This is a genomic window from Martinezella lusitana (genome assembly GCF_010668395.1).
GTDB lineage: Bacteria > Pseudomonadota > Alphaproteobacteria > Rhizobiales > Rhizobiaceae > Rhizobium > Rhizobium lusitanum_A.
Window position 1 is genome coordinate 120,059 of sequence record NZ_WUEY01000006.1, and the last position, 14,996, is coordinate 135,054.

Sequence of the window (14,996 nt, forward strand, 5' to 3'; positions counted from 1 at the left end):
CTCAAACACCCTCGTCCCGAGCGGCCTGCGGGCCGGGTTCCTGGTTCTGATACTTTCCGGAGTATCCCCGCTCCGCCGGCGCCTCCAGTCTCATGAAGATGATCTGTGCGATCGGCATGCCGCGCTCGATAACGAGCGTTCCGTCAGGCCGAGGGTGGAGGATATGCCGCCAGCGGCGAACCTGGTGGTTGGTAAGCTCTAAGGTCAAGAATCCGCGCCAACCCGGTTCAATGATCGTGTTCTGGACGGCAAGACCTCGACGAGCCCACGTCGACTTGTCAGCGACCTGTCCCAATACATCCAGAGGCATTTCGAACCGCTCTAGCGTCGAGGCTAATTTGAACTCCCCCGGCGCGAGGATGATGTCTTCCGCTATCCGTACGTCGTATCCCGCGACCGACAAGCCGAAGGACATGCCGCCGGCGAGGCCGCGTTCCCGGAAAGGACGCACTATCGGAGGAGTGATTGCGCGGATAGCTTGGGCTGGTAGGATCATGCATTGCTCCTTTCGAGATACTCTTGGGCGAGCAGTTTGATGTGCGAGACGTCTGTATGAACCGGGATGATCCCAACTCCAGGATCGGTAATGCCGCGCGCCTGATCACGCTTGACCGCATTGACTGACATAATCGTCGGATCCGACCCGAAGTCGCATGTGCAGAAGATTGCCGTAATCTCGGTTTGCTTCTGGCCCTCGCGATCGACGCGGCCAAACAGTTGCTCATAGATCTGGGGCGACCAGTCGAGCTCACCGACTATCACGGTTGCGCAGCGTTCCTGGAGACCGTCTAGGCCGGCCCCGGACCGCAGCGAGATTATGAAACAGTCGCTTTCCCTTCGAAGGTAGGCTGCAACCGCTTTATCCTTCTGGCGACCGGTCTCGGACCCAGTATACATGAGCGGTTTGAATTCCTTGAGCTCATCAAGCCAGATTTGGTATACGTCGCGATGCCACCCGGCGAGGATGATGGGGATGCCTGAGGACAGCAGGATTTTGGCATAGGCGGCGACTCCTTTGGCCTTTGCCATGCCCGTGACTCGTCTGGCGAGCGCGTCAAGCTCACGCGCCGCCTGGCCGCTTTCTCCAAAACTTCCCTCAACGACTTTCATTGCAAGCTGGCGAGCGAGATCCTCGGTCTTTGCCGCCTCGCCGTGATCGTATGCCACGTCGACCACGATGCGGTTGATCGGCCTTCCATCGCGCACGCGCCGCAGAAATGCACCAGCTTCACGCAGGTATGAGCCTAACGCGTCTGGATCGGTGACCATCCATTTGCCGCCGGCGCCCATATGACACCATTCGCGAATGAATTCCTCCCACGGCCCCAGAAGGTCCGCGTCGATATAAGACATGATGCTCCAGATTTCGGAGCCGTAGTTGAACACCGGCGTCGCGGAGAGACCGAGCCGTTCCTCGGCATTCTCTGAGAACACTCGAGCCGCACGTCCCTTTTCACTGGTGTCGCCGGTCCGCAGATCCTGGATTTCGTCGTATGCAACGAGCTTGAAGTATCCGGTTGCGGCTACATCGGTCCAGCCGTGGATGTTCGAGTAGCGGAAAATGTAGGTATCCGCGGCCGGCAAGCTGTAGGGCTGCGTTCCGTCGATGATGTGCGCAGTCAGCTCCGTATTTGGCACTATGAACTTGTTCACCCATTGCGTGGCTAGGTGCGATTGGACGACGACAGCGGCGGGACGGCGCTCCATCGCGCGCGCCATTGCTACCCAGGTTTTGCCAAACCCAACGTCATCCCCGAGAAGCAGGCTCCCACGGCGCTTTACGAGTTCGAATGCTTGCGCCTGGTGAAAACGCAGCCCGCGACCGGGCCGGAAGCCACGGATGGGGGGAGCCTGCCAACCGGGAAGCAAAATCGCCTCCGTTGATGCCCGATCGTCATTGAAGCTCCTCACCCGCCTCTTCAGGAATCTTGCGTCGGACGCGCTCATCTCGAACGGATACCGCTCCATGAACCAAGCGAGATCTGCCGACATCTCATTCGATGCCGGGAGCGTGAACATCTTGGTCTGCGTCTTCGAAATCCGCTGGAACATATTCTTGAGACGGATTGCGACGTGCGGCGGCACATCGCTCAAAACCCAGCGGTCGCCGTCGAGTTGCAATCGCCCGTACGGTGCTTCCGCTGCGTTCACGAACGCCTCCGTTGCCAGAGTCCCTTAGCTACCCGTTCAAAGCGTCCCCGTTGAAGCATCTGTCGTAGCTTGTCGCGCCAATGAGCGTTGTGTTTCGTTTTCGGATGATCGATGAAGGCTCGATACAAGTCCTGAAGATGGATTGGTCCTTCTTGGCCGTCGAAAAACTCATCGAGCGCGGCGGCCCAGGTGGGACTCAGCGCCGAGACCAGCAAGAATTTTTGAAAGCGCAACGCGACGAAAGTTCCCTCGATCGGCGCCACAGACAACATGTCTCGGTCTTGGCTTCCGTAAGAGATCAAGACAGACGGGGCTCCGCCGTCTTTCCGCGCCGGGCGGCCGTCGATGTGATGGAAGTTCAATCTTCCGCGAATGAACAGAATTCCCGATGCGGCGCTCCAGACGAACCGGTGGAAGACCTCCGTTTCCGTCCGCGCGAAGACAAGCGCGATTCCATGATCGTGTTCGGCCATGCGAGCCATGAAATTGGCTACCAGCGGATTGCTATACGGTGGATTTAACCAGACACGACCGAACCACGGCAAAAACAGACCGTTATCCTCCGGAGTGTAATGTTCCTTGGCCGTCGGCCACGGTCGATTCAAAAGGCTGCATGGATCAAGATCGAAGGATGTCGGTCCGCCGACGGCTTCGATGATTGCCGGCGGCGTCAACCAGATATCTGATTTCGACCGGGCGCTTTGATGGCTGCCCATCCCTGCAAAAAGGTTGACTGTCATTCCCAGGAAACCCCTCGGAAGTAGCCCTCAGCTTGGAAGGCCTCGAGCATCTTGCGCGCTTGTTTCTGTGCGGACGCATCAACCTTCGGGATATTGGCGTAGTCTGTGACGGTCCCGTCCGGTGCCAGCACAGCCGAGACCACATTATCCAGGGCGCTCTCGTCAACGAGCCCGAAGGCGCCGTTTTGGCGGAGGCAGTCGAGGAGGTAGAAGACGCAAAGGCCGAACTTCGCCACTGCGGCGTTTGCCTCCACAAACGGCTTCTTTGCCATATCGACAGCGCGCAGAACGCGCCTGAGAATGGCCGCGGCTTTTCTGGGGTCGAGCCCATTCAGGATTTCGTCTTGGGCTTGACGCAGCCACAGTATGAGCGTCCGTGCATCCTGGCTATCAGGCTTGTCAATGCCTTCTGCAATGACCACCGCAAACAGGCGGACCGGGAGCAGCTCCTGTACAATTTGACGATCAGACCGATAACTCATTCGGCCTCCCCAGGTGCGGGAAACAGCAAAGCGAGTTTCCCAAATTGAGGATTGCCATCTACGTCGAGGCATTCGGTCGAGACCTCGTACAGCGGCGAACGCATTGGGCGGTCTCCATCGGAGACCTTTTCGTTGACCGGCTGATCGCCGTGGTAGCAGACCGGCGACCAGCGGCCTGTTGATGATTTCTCCCAGCAGAACCAGATTTTCATTACAACCATGCCTTTGCGAGATTCACGATATAGACGGGCTTGCCGTTCACGAGCGGCGGCATTCCCATTGGGACGTTGGTGACGAGGATGAGGGTGTTGATTTCGTCGAACCCAGCGTAGCGTTCGACCTGGCGAAAGATATTGAGCTTAGAACCCTTCACCTTCACCTCGATGCCGACACCATCGATCAGAAAGTCGATGATGCTATGGGCGTCCAAGCGATGCTCACGCTTGAACGATACGTCGGCGGCTTTCAGAGCTTCGGCGATCGCCGGCTGAAGCCGGCCCTTCTCGTCTGTCACCGGCAGGCGCTGTCCAACGAGAAGGAGCACGATCTTCTTTGCCAAGATATCACTCAACGGGGACATTCCCCCGCTGATCGATCGACAACGCCAACGCGACCGGCCGCACCCAAATGGGTTGGCTACTAAGCATGAAGGTCTGGCCTGTCATCGCCAGCAGCAATGTTGTGCCCATCACACCGGCGATTGCTGCGGCTGCATCCGGTGGAACCGCATTCCCTATTCTTTCGCGCCATGCAGAATCGGATTGCCCGTCCAGTTGGAAGCGCGACAGTTCCCATCTACGAATGTAATCGGCCTTGTCATCCGGGATCGGCTGGAACTCTTCGTCCGGGTCGAACAACGATTGAAGAGCAGCGAGCTCGAGCGTCGTGAAGGGCCGGTGCCAGGTGCCGTCCAACGCTCTAATTACCGCTATCAACCGGTCGCTAGCTTCCGGGAGTCGATCAGAGCTTCCACCTTCGCCGCCTCGCGGATCCGCAACAGACCACGGACCGCGATCGTATTTGCCGAAGGCGGGAACGGCGCCGGAGTGTTCGGCCCACGGAGTCACTCCGTAGTGACCGCCCGACTTGTAGTGGTCACGGTTTTCATTCAACCCAACGGGTCGAGGATCGGCTACGGCGAAGGCGCCGTTTGATGGCAGTGACTCTCCCCGCACGGTACCGGAGCTATCGTCCCAACCGTGGACTCCGTGGACACCGCCCTGAAGCGCATGCGGCGGTCGTGGATCGGCCACGCTGAGGGCACCTCTAGCAACATGGCGCGCGCCGGTCACGGTTTTGGCCCTATCGTCCCAATCGGTAACCGCTAGAATATTCTGGTGAGCTCCCTCTCCATATCCTGGCCGCGGATCGGCCACCGCGCCAGCACCGGAACCAAAGCGCGCGCCAGTGACAGCGTCTGCATTCTCGTCCCAATTCTTAACCTTCAACTTGCCTGGATGGGTCTCCGGCCCCCAGTCGACGTTCGGATCCGCCACTGCGAATGCGCCATTGCCCGTAGTTGAGGCAGAGATCACAGTACCTGCGGCTTCCTCGTAAGAAGTCACTCGATATTTCGTTTGCTTGTAGTCGTCTCGAGGTGCCGGACGCGGATCCGAAACCGCCAACCCACCAGCCGGACCGCCGGGCACGGCTATTGCCGGGGATTCCTCGCACCAGGATACGATCCGGAAGACATTGGTGAACCGCGGCTTTTCTTCCAACCGAGGATCGGCGACCGAAAATGTGCCCTGGCCCGGCGCCTTGACGTTTATGATTGATCCGCTGGGCTCACCCCATCGACGAACGCCATATTGGTGGTACTCGAGACTTCCCTCGGGCGGACGAGGATCCGCGACGCTGAAGTTGCCGGATCCCGGTCTGCCATTGGCGGTAACGGTCCCAGACGGTTCCGACCACTCCCTCACTCCCAGGAATCCAGATCCTTCGAGGCTCGAGAACGAACGAGGATCGGCGACCGAAAACCGGCCAGTTGTCGCGCTGGCATTGCCTGTCACAGTCCTAGACGTTTCGTTCCAGGGCAGCACGCCAAGAATGTCGTCATGCCAGTTCGCCACCGGCAAAATGCCGAAATCACGAAGTACGCCTTGCTCAACTTCCAACTTGTTAAGCGACCGCCAATCGGATCCGGCCTCCACGAAAGCTAGGCGGACCCACGTCTTCCATTGGAGCGCCGGGATTCGATGCAAGGGTCCACCTCGGGCGTCTCCGGGTAGCGGAAGTCTTTCAAGGATCTCGCCCACGCCCCTCAACCGTTTTTTCTCCGGTTGGTACAGAAAGGGCGGCACCTTGGCCTCATGACGAGCCACCAGGAGGAAGCGCTTGCGACTCTGCCCCAGACCTCCGATCTCCCCGCAGTCGTGGGTGGTCTCGGCTACGGCATAGCCATAGGCCCGCAAGAGGGCGACGATCTGGTCGAGCAATCCGCGTCCTCGCTTCATGATGCGAGGCACATTCTCGAAAATGATCAGTTTTGGCAGATCATCCTTGAACGCTTCAAGCATCAGCCAGACGCCCCGTAGCGTCAAACGGTTGAGTGCTTGGTACTTGGCTGTCTTGCTTGATGACTCAGGAAGCAAGCCTGAAAAACCCTTGCACGGGGCACTCAGAAACACGACGTCCGGAAACTCGCCGCCGGCAGCGCGTCTTATATCGTCGGGCGTCGCTTCACGCCAACCAGCATCAGGATCCCGGCCATGAAATGCACGGTACTGCTCGCGGTCGAACATATCCAGCAAGGTACCGGGCACCTTTGCAAGCCGACCGAAATCCCGGACCGCAGCCGGATCATTGTCGACACCGCCAACGCATCTGAACTTCGCGCGGAAGTTTCCAACTCGGGCCGTTCCCTTGTTGAATCCCTTCGCCGCGGCTCCGAGACCACAGAACAGATGGAAGTGGGTAAACACCACTTCATTCAAGAGTGGGACGTCGTTCAATTCTTTTTACCCTTCTTAGAGTTTGGCCATTTCTTTGCAGCTGGCGTATTCGCTCTGGAGACGTAGCGATCGAGGTGCGTTTCGATATCCATCATCATCTTCATCTCACATTGAGTGAGGCCAAGGATCAGATCGCATCCGCCCTGGACCTTCATTTCATTCACCTTCTCGGTGATCATCCATTGGAGCTCCGCGAGCGTAAAATCGAAGCTCCCTTTGCTTTTCACTTCGGCCAACTGCAGGACTTCCATCCATTTCGAGGCCGCCCAAAGGAGGCGGGCCTCCTCGACGCATAAGATGATCGAAACCTCGCGATAGAGGCCGCCTCTTCTGTCCCAACAGCGGTCGACGATCGTTCTGACAAATTCGAGGACGCTTCCGACCGGGAACTCCTCTAGTGCTGCCAACGATGAAACGGCCTCCGTTTCCTTTCCTTCGGCTTAAGGGGGTCACCTTGATCGTCGACGACCTTTCGATTCATCGTTCTGGTTGTCGTCAGTTTCTTTTGGCAGTTGGGGCACCACGAGCTTTCCGGCGCAGTCGCCTCTCCGCAAAACATCATCTCTTCCGGCTTCAGTCCGCGGTATCCGTCGAGCAGGGGAGCACGACAGTTATTCTGTCCCAGATCAAGGATACTCATTGGACCTCGGCTCTTCCGGCGCCGATCATTGAGCACGACGACATCCGCCGTCGTGTCGATCTCCTTAGGCTTTCGCGCCTTTCTCGGCTGTCGCGGTGCTCTCGAGATCGGCACCACATTTGGCTTCTTTGCTGGCGAGTGATTGCCCCTCGGCTTGCTGCCATTGAGATGAATCTTTTTGCGATGGCAGAAGCCTATGATGGCATTTCTCGTCGCGCCGTCAATTTGATCCGCGATCTGAGCGGCGCTCAAGCCGGCCGATGTCATGCTCGCCAGGACCTTGCATTTCTCGTCACTATTCATTGCTTGCCAACGAAGGCGCATTCACAAACTCACTTCTTGAACAGAGCTTCGGCTCGCGCCAATGCATCTTCTTGGGCCGGCGTCTTTGGCATCGGCTTCTTAGGGCTGAAGAGATCATTCGCGCGGCCGCCATACGGGTTCTTCTTCAGCACCAGCGAGCGGCAAACGCCGACACTCTCCGCACCGTCGGCATTCGGGACTTCGATCCCAAGCGACTTGCACATCTTCATCGCCAGCTTCTTACAGGTCGCACTATCTCCCGGTCTGCCATTTCCAAGGAAGTCTTTCCTCCAGGTCGTTTGGTCGATGTATTCGCATTCAATGTTGAATCGAGCACAGACCTTGGCGGCCGTTGCCGCTAGGGCATTCGCCCTATGGATTGTCGCTTCATTGGTTCCGGCGACTGTCTCGCGGCGAATTGCTTTCCCGGCCCACTCTGTCTGGGTATCGATGACAGTCTTCTTGCGCTCGTGGTTCGGAACCAGTGGCTTTTCAATTCCTACAGCAAGGATGGGACCATAGAGCTCTGTCACATCAACGAAGTAGATCGTAAGGCGACGCTCAAAATCGTCGAGGATAGCGCCGGTGAGAACGGCGTCCAAAGATGACACCTTCAGTCCCAGTGCTTCCTCAACGCGCTCTTTTTTTGTCTTCTGCTTGTAAGGCGCCGAAGCTGTGAAGGTGGACGCTATGTATTTGCCATTCACAAAGGCCGTGGCTCCGGTGGTCGTCGCAACATCAAGTCCGATATAAACGCCTGTCATTCGGAGCCCTTCCCGGTCATCCGGAAGCGACCTTCAATAAAAGGGTGAGTGAACATGAAGGCGGTGACAGAAACACATTCCTTCACAAATCGGTTGAAGGTTGCCGTGACGTCTTTCTGCCAGTAGACGGCGTAGAGAGATCCATCAGCGTCGACATGGTCATTTCGCACCATTCCGGCGGGCTTCGGAGCATACGGCGATTGCCGCATCACTTCGTCGATCACGTTGACCGAGAGACCATGTTGGATACCAATTCGGATGCGGATGTGAGAGATCGCCTCGGCATTGCCTGGCCGGGCGCGCAGTACAGATTGGGCGAGCTCGACGCGATCGACTTTCTCTTCAAGACGTTGGAGTGCTCGAGCCTGCTCAAGCTGCGTCCGCTCCGCATTGGCAATCATCTGGAATGCATGGGCGAACGCTTCCGCTGTGGTTGGCACCTTGACTATCTGCTGGCTTTTGTGGCTTTGCCAAAAATCCACGAGACGGGCCGTGAACTCGGGGGAAAGCTGAGCAACAACTACATAGCTGTCGCGCTCGTCGACACGATAAACCTCAACAGATCGGGCGCCGGCGCCGGAGTGAGAGGTTTCCACCAACGGTGTAAACCTCACCAATTGCTTCTGCGCCAAGCGCTCCATGGTTCGCTTTACGCTGTCGTGCCGCACATCAAGCAATTCAGCTATCTCGCGGCTCGACATCAGGAGCGTATCGGCTGCCAGCGGCGTAGACTGAAATAGAGGGAGGTTGGGCTGTTCCTGCACGTCGGAAACCTTTTGTGCGATTGTTTCGTGCTTAGTGCCTGCGCCGAGCGCCGCCATCTGCATTTCCTTCAGCGTGCGCCGGAGTTGAGCCGAGTAAGCAACTGGAGCTTTGCCTCTAGTCTTTGGCGTGCACGGGATCGACATTTCCCGTTCCTGGCCGCAATATCGGACCGTGAGTATCGGGTGCGGCCTCTTATCAAGGACATCAACGTCCTCCTTCGGAATCCGATATTCTTCCAGGACGCGCATAAGCGCCTTGAAGACATCGGTATTCCGGAGCTTCGCCAACTTATTCTGGCTCATCCCCGGTGCCTCCTGTTACTTGCTCGCAACCTCGTCGAAATCGTCGACCTTCTTCGCATCGACTTTTTCGGAATCCCGCAGGACTTCCGGCGTAGCCGGCCCCTTCGCGAACTTCTGAGCAAGAATCGCCTGGCCGGCATGCCAGCCTTCGATCCACTTGTTGCGCGCCTCATCGCCCATCGCGTTGTCCGGAGCGCAATCCTTACCTTTAAGCCCCGCCTGCTTGCCGTCTTCGAACGATCGCTCAGCAAGTGGCCGCGGATCCGAGTCGAACATCTCGAACTGCGTCCCGATCGGATGATTGAGAAGCCGAGCAAGCTCTGTCTCGCGCCGGCGGCGCTGGATCATCTTGTCGTCATCGTCCTTTTCGAGCGCGATGGCGAAATCGATGTCTTCCTTCGGCACGCCGTCGGATTTGGCCGTCTTGTAGGCGTTGCGAAGCTCTGCAGTTGCGGACGCTACCTTAGCCTTCAGAGAGGTGATCTTGTCGACGTGACCACGGAGGAGCCGGAGCTGTTGCTCGTCGGTGAGCTCCGAATTGTGCCCCTTGCCCGCCTCACTCGGCCCACCGACAACTTTCAGGTTTGGTTTCCTACCTCGCGCCATCGTGTCAGACCGCCTTCTTTAGTTCGAGCGACGGTTTGAAGCTGATCTTGCGGCCAGCCGGAACGATCACCGTCTCACCGTTTCGCGGATTGCGGGCTTGTCGCTCCTTCGTGTCGCGGACAGTGAACTGACCGAAGCCATGGATCTTGACATCGGTGCCGCTCGCCAGAGCAGATGAAACCTGATCAAACGCCTGGTTGATGATATTGGAAACGGTGGACTTCGCGACGCCGGTGCCTTTCGAGACTTGGTCGACGATATCAGATTTGCTCACGCTCACCTGAACTTCCTTTTGCTATGCCGCATCAAGCGGCTGGTTCGAAGAGCGGCATGGGTTGAAGTGGCCGATCCTCAGAAGCGGGCTTCTCCCGCCTCACCGACACCGTTGCGTCGGCGTCGAATAAAGTCCTTTCGCGTCCCCAGTTCGTGAACCCTGGACGCGATTGGCGCGAAAACAAATCAGCTCGAGTCATTCCCGGTGTCGCTTTGAGTACGATGTCGTAGAATTCCTCAGGCTTCCTGCTGTGCTGCCTGGCAAGTCCGTCGAACACAGACTTGAATGCCCGGTGCTTTGGATTGCCGGTCGTCGCAAGGATGAGGCGTTCATGCATGCTGCGAACCCTGTATCCGGTTCCGAGCCGCCGCTTCCCGTTCTTCGTCGTCTTAAGCCAGACGAGCGCCGACTTGTAACTAAGGCCATGTGCGTTCAAAATCCGCTGCTGGTCACCCGGCCTCATCCATTCGCAAGTCCATATCAGCCAAAGGCTATCCGGCCGCGCTAGATGACTGATCACCGCAAAATCGATGATCTCCTGAAGCGTCATCGTGTCGTATTGTGCTCGAGCGGACTTCTTCTCCCCATTCTCGGAATAGAGCTTGAAATCCCAGGGCCAATCAACGATGAGCACGTCATAAGAGAATGGTTGCATGTCTCCAAATGGCCAGGTCAAAGCGCCCTCGCCCGTACTTGGACAACCCACGGCGCCAGTTTGTTGTTCCTGGTTGGCTGACTTTTGATTTGAATTTTGCCTTTGTTCGCCAGCCTCACCATTATGGGCAACAGCGGGACGGTTAAGCCGGATTTTCTTGCGATCACCCGGGCCGGCAACTTTGTGCGCCCTGACGAATCCATTTCGGCTATCAGAACGCTCAAAATGGCCCTTTCATTTTCACCATTCCGACGACGATCGGAGGAATACTCCTCGGTTATCGCCTGGGCGACTTCGCCATTCATTACCTGTGCAAGGAGCTCTCGATCGTGAAGCTTATATCCAGAGCTATGGATCGTCTCGATCTTCAAACCGAATGGGAAGATCTTCTTCCGCAGCTTGCATATAAAGACGTCGATGATTTTCATTTCAGGAGCATCGTCGAACTGATCATGATAGACATATTCGAACAACGCTCGCTTCGAATGCGGTCTGCCATCGCCGAGCGCCGTGAGAAATCGGGCTTCGGTCAAGGTTAGTTTGAATTTTTCCTTGATCGACAGAACCATATTGTCGGTATTGAAGACCTTCAGGGACTCCACCATCGCCTCGAGATCATAAATCTTCGCGATCAAGCGATCTTTCGGCCAAGTCTCATAGTTGGTGTCCATTCAAGCCATCTATTTTTGGATGTCTTGCCGGCCTCTTCGCCGGCGCGCTCCGCCATGACAGATAGCGAAGTGCCCTATCGAATTAAGCCCACGGTGACGCCGAGTGTGATACAAAAGGCCGTCGCGACAACGATCTTGGGAAAACCAACGGTGGCGATCTCCTTGAGATCAAGCCCGAGCCGCGTTGCCTCTTGCATTTTTCTGCGCAGATCCCTTGAGGTCACCACCAGAGCCAGTATCGCCTTCATCAGTTTCATGATGACTCCCCTTCGCGATCCTGAGCAGGTTGTCGATATGGTCAATCTTTCGGCGGTTGGCGGCCGCTAACTCTTCCACGATCCAGACCAGGCGCTCGTAGTAGTGAAGGTGTATCGTCACTCTCTTTCGGTGGAACAGCTTATGTAGCCATGAACCGAAGTCGCCTTTCTTTGTAAGTGAATCCAGGGCTGGCCCGATATAAACGGTCGACACCTTCTCCATTCTCACGGCCTCATGGCAAAGCCTATATGCCCGCTCATAGGCCCCTTCAGGAGAAGAGACGTCTTGACGAATTCGGCAAACACTTTGACCCATCTGTCATCTCCTTTCCGCTATTACTTCGAACAACAAACGGAAAGGAGACTTGAATGACTGAAAATATCCACCCAAGCCCCAATCAAGTCGGCTCACGCCGAGCTGTCTTTCCTTTCCAACGAAACATCCTCGCCAGACTGGTCGAAGAAGTAGGAATCGTCCCATGCGACACCGCGGCTGGCAGCAGCCTTTCGGATCGATATGAGGGTATTGTAGCTTGGGTTCGGATCTCCGCTCTCGAGCCGGCTAACGGCACCCTGCGTAATCCCGACCGCATCAGCGAATTCCCCCTGCCGAAGGCCGAAAATATTGGTTCTGATGTGTCTGAAGACGTTCATGTAGACCACATATATTCTTACAAGCATCTAATGTCAACATTCTTGTACGAATTTGTTTTATGCGCGCGGGAATGTTAAGGTCTCAGCCATGGAAAAGACGATTCTGCTGGACCTATTGCGAGAGATCGAGGCGACTTACCAGGCCGACGGCATTGGAAAGGCACGCGTGCGAATGGCAAACGATATGGGCGTGCCTCAGCCTTACATAAGCAAATGGCTCGGCACGAAGAATATCAGGCCCCAGACGCCCGACGCGAAGTATGCTGTGAAGATCTACGCTCTCTATGAGCAGGTCACCGGCAAGACACCGGCGGTCCATTTAACGACAAAAGACAGCGATCCCTATATCCAGCGCGTCATAACCTTAATGGAGGGTATGGACGACGAGCAAAAGCGGCAGGTTACCCAGACAGTGGAAGCCTTCGTCATTGTGCACGAGCGCCAGAAAGCCACCGTTTCATAAGATTTTGCATAGCAGCATGACGTCTTGCCCAGCGGTCAGCTGGAATTGCCAGGTGCCCCCATATTTTCTCGAGAGAGAGTCGCAGAGTTTGTGGGCATCTCGCTCACAGTCCTCAACCTGCTCCGCGGCGATAGCTACGCCAGGTAGTGACGTCGCCGCCGCGGCAGCGAAAATTGTTGCCGTTTTCAGTAATTGCCTTCGAGTCTCCATCGCTTTCTCCTTACCCCAAAATTGGATCAAAACGTGAACATTGGCAAGGGAGATCTGAAGATTGTAGGTATTTATTCCTGCCACTCATACGATTTCCACACACCCGGCGGCTGCGCCCTACAGCCACATGCACTAAAAAACTAACAGTATGTTAATGTCATTTTACACAAGCGAGTGTCAATAAAACTTTTCCTTGAACTTGCATGCCCTATGTCTCTCTAATGGTTGCAATGGAGAAAAAAGTGGCACCAATCGCAAAACCCAAGCATCAGTTGCAAAAGACCTATTTGCGGGAATGGCGTAGGTTGCGCGGAATCTCCCAGGAGAAGGCGGCAGTCGAATTAAATGTTTCGAGGCCGCTTCTGTCTCAGATAGAAAACGCGAAATCTCCCTACACGCAACGTCTGCTTGAGCGTGCTTCCGAAGTATACGGCTGCACCCCCACCGAATTGCTATGCGGACCGAAACACAGTTTTGATTTCGACCTGCTCTTTCGCGTCGTGGTTTCGATCGAAGAGAGCGCCGCCAAGCTCGAGCTGTCATCGAGAGTGTCACCCCAACACAAAGCAAAAGCGATCATTGAGCTCTATAAATTTGGCTCAACCAACGACAGTCGCCCCCCGACGCCTGAACAAGCCATCGAATTTCTCTCGCGGGCACAGAGTCACTAACAGGATCTATTTTCTCAATAGAAAGAAGTGGTTGGCTATTACAGCAACGACTAGGCTTCTAGGAATACGGGCAGAACAATCCCTATAGGCCGGAAGAGACCGACCGATAGGAACTGCACGTTTCAGCACTCGACTGAGTATTCTGAGGTGTCCGTGCATCCCCGGCATGCCATATGACGGCACTTACCAGCCCGGTTCATGATCCGTTTCTTTAGCCCCTGGAAGGCTGATCTCACGAGCAGGGTTTCGGATCCCCATTGCGCTACGCTCGTCCCTTTCCTCTGATAAACGGCAGAGGCACCTGAACCACCCGTGTCCTAGCGCAACTCCATGGGCCGAACATCGTGGCCCCCAACACCCGACAGTAGCTCGGACGCGCCGAGGCTGCGGGATCTCACCTCTCGGTCGAGATTTCCCATGGAGTTCGGAACGATAATTTGGGTTGAAACAAAAAGAGAACATTGATATGTATTCTCTTACTGGATCAGCCGCAAAGCATTCATTCCAGTCCGACCCCGGGGCGCTTCCAACGCCGCCGGGGTTATTTTTTGTCAGCAGCTCGTTCAAGCCGTTGACGATGTGGAACATACAGCGTCCGAAAATTTCGTCAAACGGAAAAATTCTTATAAGCATGTTGACAAGACATTCTTACACGAATATATACTGTACCTATTGGACAAACATTCCCAGGAATATTCCAATGGGAAATGTCTTTCGAGCCGGTGGCCACCCCGCCGATCCTTTTGGATGAACCTGGACTTCCAGGAGGCCTGAGGAGGTGTGTCTTCAGTAAGCAGGCAGCGCGGCGCGCGCGGATCGCACGATCCAGGGCAGAACTCACATGAACGGCTCCGGGGCCGCTGCCGACAATTAGGCCCTACCCCATTCAAAATTAGAAGGATGGCTTATTGCCATGAACGCGATCTCTATCGACGAGGCTTTCGCGCAAGGAAGCTCGTGGCATCAGATGGCATCGATTGCGAAATTCCATGAGAGCGCAATCAACCAGAAGCTCAACGAGGCAAACCGCAACAGAAAGCGCGATGCCGACTGGAAGGCCCGAGCAGCAAGGCAGCAGCTCGAGCGTGAAGTCGAACAACATCGCCGGCGAGTAGACTATTTCCGGGGCTTGGCGCACCGGATGAGAAAACTCTCTGAGGATGGATCGCCTCATGCCGGATGATTTTGCCCGATCGATCCGGAACGTGATCTCGGCCCTGATGTTCGTGGATCCCATCGACGTTTTTCCCGAACGCGGCCAGTCAGAGCGTCGGATCCGGTTCAGGCAAAACCCGCATGTGGAATTTCTCCAAGCGGACGATGACACGCAGAGCCGCATCGCCGACCTCGTCCGCAGCGCGCTCCCCGACGCCATTATCCAGCCGTTGGAGAGCGCCGCCGCAACCGACAACCATTAGGCCACCGGCCAGT

General features: G+C 56.2%; 22 protein-coding genes. 5 read left to right on the top strand and 17 right to left on the bottom strand.

Going from position 1 to position 14,996, the window contains the following annotated elements:
- Nucleotide 1 precedes the first annotated feature (1 nt).
- The 16 genes from GR212_RS15710 to GR212_RS15785 form a co-directional block, all read right to left on the bottom strand.
- Complete coding sequence (locus tag GR212_RS15710; RefSeq protein WP_163987509.1) at nt 2–496, bottom strand: dCTP deaminase; 495 nt, start codon at nt 494–496, stop codon at nt 2–4.
- Nucleotides 493–2,151 carry an SNF2-related protein gene (locus GR212_RS15715; protein WP_163987510.1) on the bottom strand — a complete coding sequence of 553 codons (1,659 nt, stop codon included), beginning with the start codon at nt 2,149–2,151 and terminating at the stop codon, nt 493–495. The genes GR212_RS15710 and GR212_RS15715 overlap by 4 nt, the downstream gene beginning before the upstream one ends.
- Nucleotides 2,148–2,891 (bottom strand): DNA N-6-adenine-methyltransferase, encoded by a 744-nt coding sequence (locus GR212_RS15720; protein WP_204326602.1) that lies wholly within the window; start codon nt 2,889–2,891, stop codon nt 2,148–2,150. The genes GR212_RS15715 and GR212_RS15720 overlap by 4 nt, the downstream gene beginning before the upstream one ends.
- Nucleotides 2,888–3,373: a hypothetical protein gene (locus tag GR212_RS15725; RefSeq protein ID WP_163987511.1), complete on the bottom strand. Its 486-nt coding sequence runs from the start codon at nt 3,371–3,373 to the stop codon at nt 2,888–2,890. The genes GR212_RS15720 and GR212_RS15725 overlap by 4 nt, the downstream gene beginning before the upstream one ends.
- Nucleotides 3,370–3,585, bottom strand: a complete 216-nt coding sequence (locus tag GR212_RS15730; protein ID WP_163987512.1) for a hypothetical protein — start codon at nt 3,583–3,585, stop codon at nt 3,370–3,372. The genes GR212_RS15725 and GR212_RS15730 overlap by 4 nt, the downstream gene beginning before the upstream one ends.
- On the bottom strand, nt 3,585–3,944 hold the full coding sequence (locus tag GR212_RS15735; protein WP_163987513.1) for a hypothetical protein: 360 nt from the start codon (nt 3,942–3,944) through the stop codon (nt 3,585–3,587). Before GR212_RS15735 ends, GR212_RS15730 begins: the two co-directional genes overlap by 1 nt.
- Entirely contained in the window at nt 3,937–6,330 is a 2,394-nt protein-coding gene (locus GR212_RS15740) for a DNA cytosine methyltransferase (RefSeq protein WP_163987514.1), read from the bottom strand. Before GR212_RS15740 ends, GR212_RS15735 begins: the two co-directional genes overlap by 8 nt.
- The gene (locus GR212_RS15745) at nt 6,327–6,566 is read right to left on the bottom strand and encodes a hypothetical protein (protein ID WP_163987515.1); all 240 of its coding nucleotides are present in this window, start codon (nt 6,564–6,566) and stop codon (nt 6,327–6,329) included. The genes GR212_RS15740 and GR212_RS15745 overlap by 4 nt, the downstream gene beginning before the upstream one ends.
- Before the next feature lie 158 nt (nt 6,567–6,724).
- Entirely contained in the window at nt 6,725–7,294 is a 570-nt protein-coding gene (locus tag GR212_RS15750; protein ID WP_163987516.1) for a GcrA family cell cycle regulator, read from the bottom strand.
- An 8-nt stretch (nt 7,295–7,302) separates the two neighbouring features.
- Nucleotides 7,303–8,037 carry a hypothetical protein gene (locus GR212_RS15755; RefSeq protein WP_163987517.1) on the bottom strand — a complete coding sequence of 245 codons (735 nt, stop codon included), beginning with the start codon at nt 8,035–8,037 and terminating at the stop codon, nt 7,303–7,305.
- Nucleotides 8,034–9,104, bottom strand: coding sequence for a Rha family transcriptional regulator (locus GR212_RS15760; RefSeq protein ID WP_204326603.1), 1,071 nt, complete (start codon nt 9,102–9,104; stop codon nt 8,034–8,036). The genes GR212_RS15755 and GR212_RS15760 overlap by 4 nt, the downstream gene beginning before the upstream one ends.
- A 15-nt stretch (nt 9,105–9,119) precedes the next feature.
- Nucleotides 9,120–9,710 carry a hypothetical protein gene (locus GR212_RS15765; protein ID WP_163987518.1) on the bottom strand — a complete coding sequence of 197 codons (591 nt, stop codon included), beginning with the start codon at nt 9,708–9,710 and terminating at the stop codon, nt 9,120–9,122.
- A 4-nt stretch (nt 9,711–9,714) separates the two neighbouring features.
- The gene (locus GR212_RS15770; protein WP_163987519.1) at nt 9,715–9,984 is read right to left on the bottom strand and encodes an HU family DNA-binding protein; all 270 of its coding nucleotides are present in this window, start codon (nt 9,982–9,984) and stop codon (nt 9,715–9,717) included.
- A gap of 31 nt (nt 9,985–10,015) precedes the next feature.
- On the bottom strand, nt 10,016–10,639 hold the full coding sequence (locus tag GR212_RS15775; protein WP_163987520.1) for an MT-A70 family methyltransferase: 624 nt from the start codon (nt 10,637–10,639) through the stop codon (nt 10,016–10,018).
- A gap of 17 nt (nt 10,640–10,656) precedes the next feature.
- Complete coding sequence (locus GR212_RS15780; protein WP_163987521.1) at nt 10,657–11,310, bottom strand: helix-turn-helix domain-containing protein; 654 nt, start codon at nt 11,308–11,310, stop codon at nt 10,657–10,659.
- 74 nt (nt 11,311–11,384) lie between these two features.
- Complete coding sequence (locus GR212_RS15785) at nt 11,385–11,567, bottom strand: hypothetical protein (protein WP_163987522.1); 183 nt, start codon at nt 11,565–11,567, stop codon at nt 11,385–11,387.
- Between the two features lie 369 nt (nt 11,568–11,936).
- Between GR212_RS15785 and GR212_RS37090 the strand changes: the two genes are divergently transcribed.
- Complete coding sequence (locus GR212_RS37090) at nt 11,937–12,299, top strand: hypothetical protein (RefSeq protein WP_246725781.1); 363 nt, start codon at nt 11,937–11,939, stop codon at nt 12,297–12,299.
- 10 nt (nt 12,300–12,309) lie between these two features.
- Complete coding sequence (locus GR212_RS15795; protein ID WP_163987524.1) at nt 12,310–12,684, top strand: hypothetical protein; 375 nt, start codon at nt 12,310–12,312, stop codon at nt 12,682–12,684.
- Here the strand turns inward: GR212_RS15795 and GR212_RS37720 are convergent.
- The gene (locus GR212_RS37720) at nt 12,679–12,894 is read right to left on the bottom strand and encodes a twin-arginine translocation signal domain-containing protein (RefSeq protein WP_432444372.1); all 216 of its coding nucleotides are present in this window, start codon (nt 12,892–12,894) and stop codon (nt 12,679–12,681) included. The two genes, GR212_RS15795 and GR212_RS37720, sit on opposite strands and share 6 nt — an antisense overlap.
- Before the next feature lie 203 nt (nt 12,895–13,097).
- Between GR212_RS37720 and GR212_RS15805 the strand changes: the two genes are divergently transcribed.
- From GR212_RS15805 to GR212_RS15815, 3 genes are all read left to right on the top strand, one after another.
- Nucleotides 13,098–13,565, top strand: coding sequence for a helix-turn-helix domain-containing protein (locus tag GR212_RS15805; protein WP_163987526.1), 468 nt, complete (start codon nt 13,098–13,100; stop codon nt 13,563–13,565).
- A 913-nt stretch (nt 13,566–14,478) separates the two neighbouring features.
- Nucleotides 14,479–14,748 carry a hypothetical protein gene (locus tag GR212_RS15810; protein ID WP_163987527.1) on the top strand — a complete coding sequence of 90 codons (270 nt, stop codon included), beginning with the start codon at nt 14,479–14,481 and terminating at the stop codon, nt 14,746–14,748.
- Nucleotides 14,738–14,983, top strand: coding sequence for a hypothetical protein (locus tag GR212_RS15815; protein ID WP_163987528.1), 246 nt, complete (start codon nt 14,738–14,740; stop codon nt 14,981–14,983). Before GR212_RS15810 ends, GR212_RS15815 begins: the two co-directional genes overlap by 11 nt.
- The last annotated feature ends 13 nt before the right edge of the window (nt 14,984–14,996 follow it).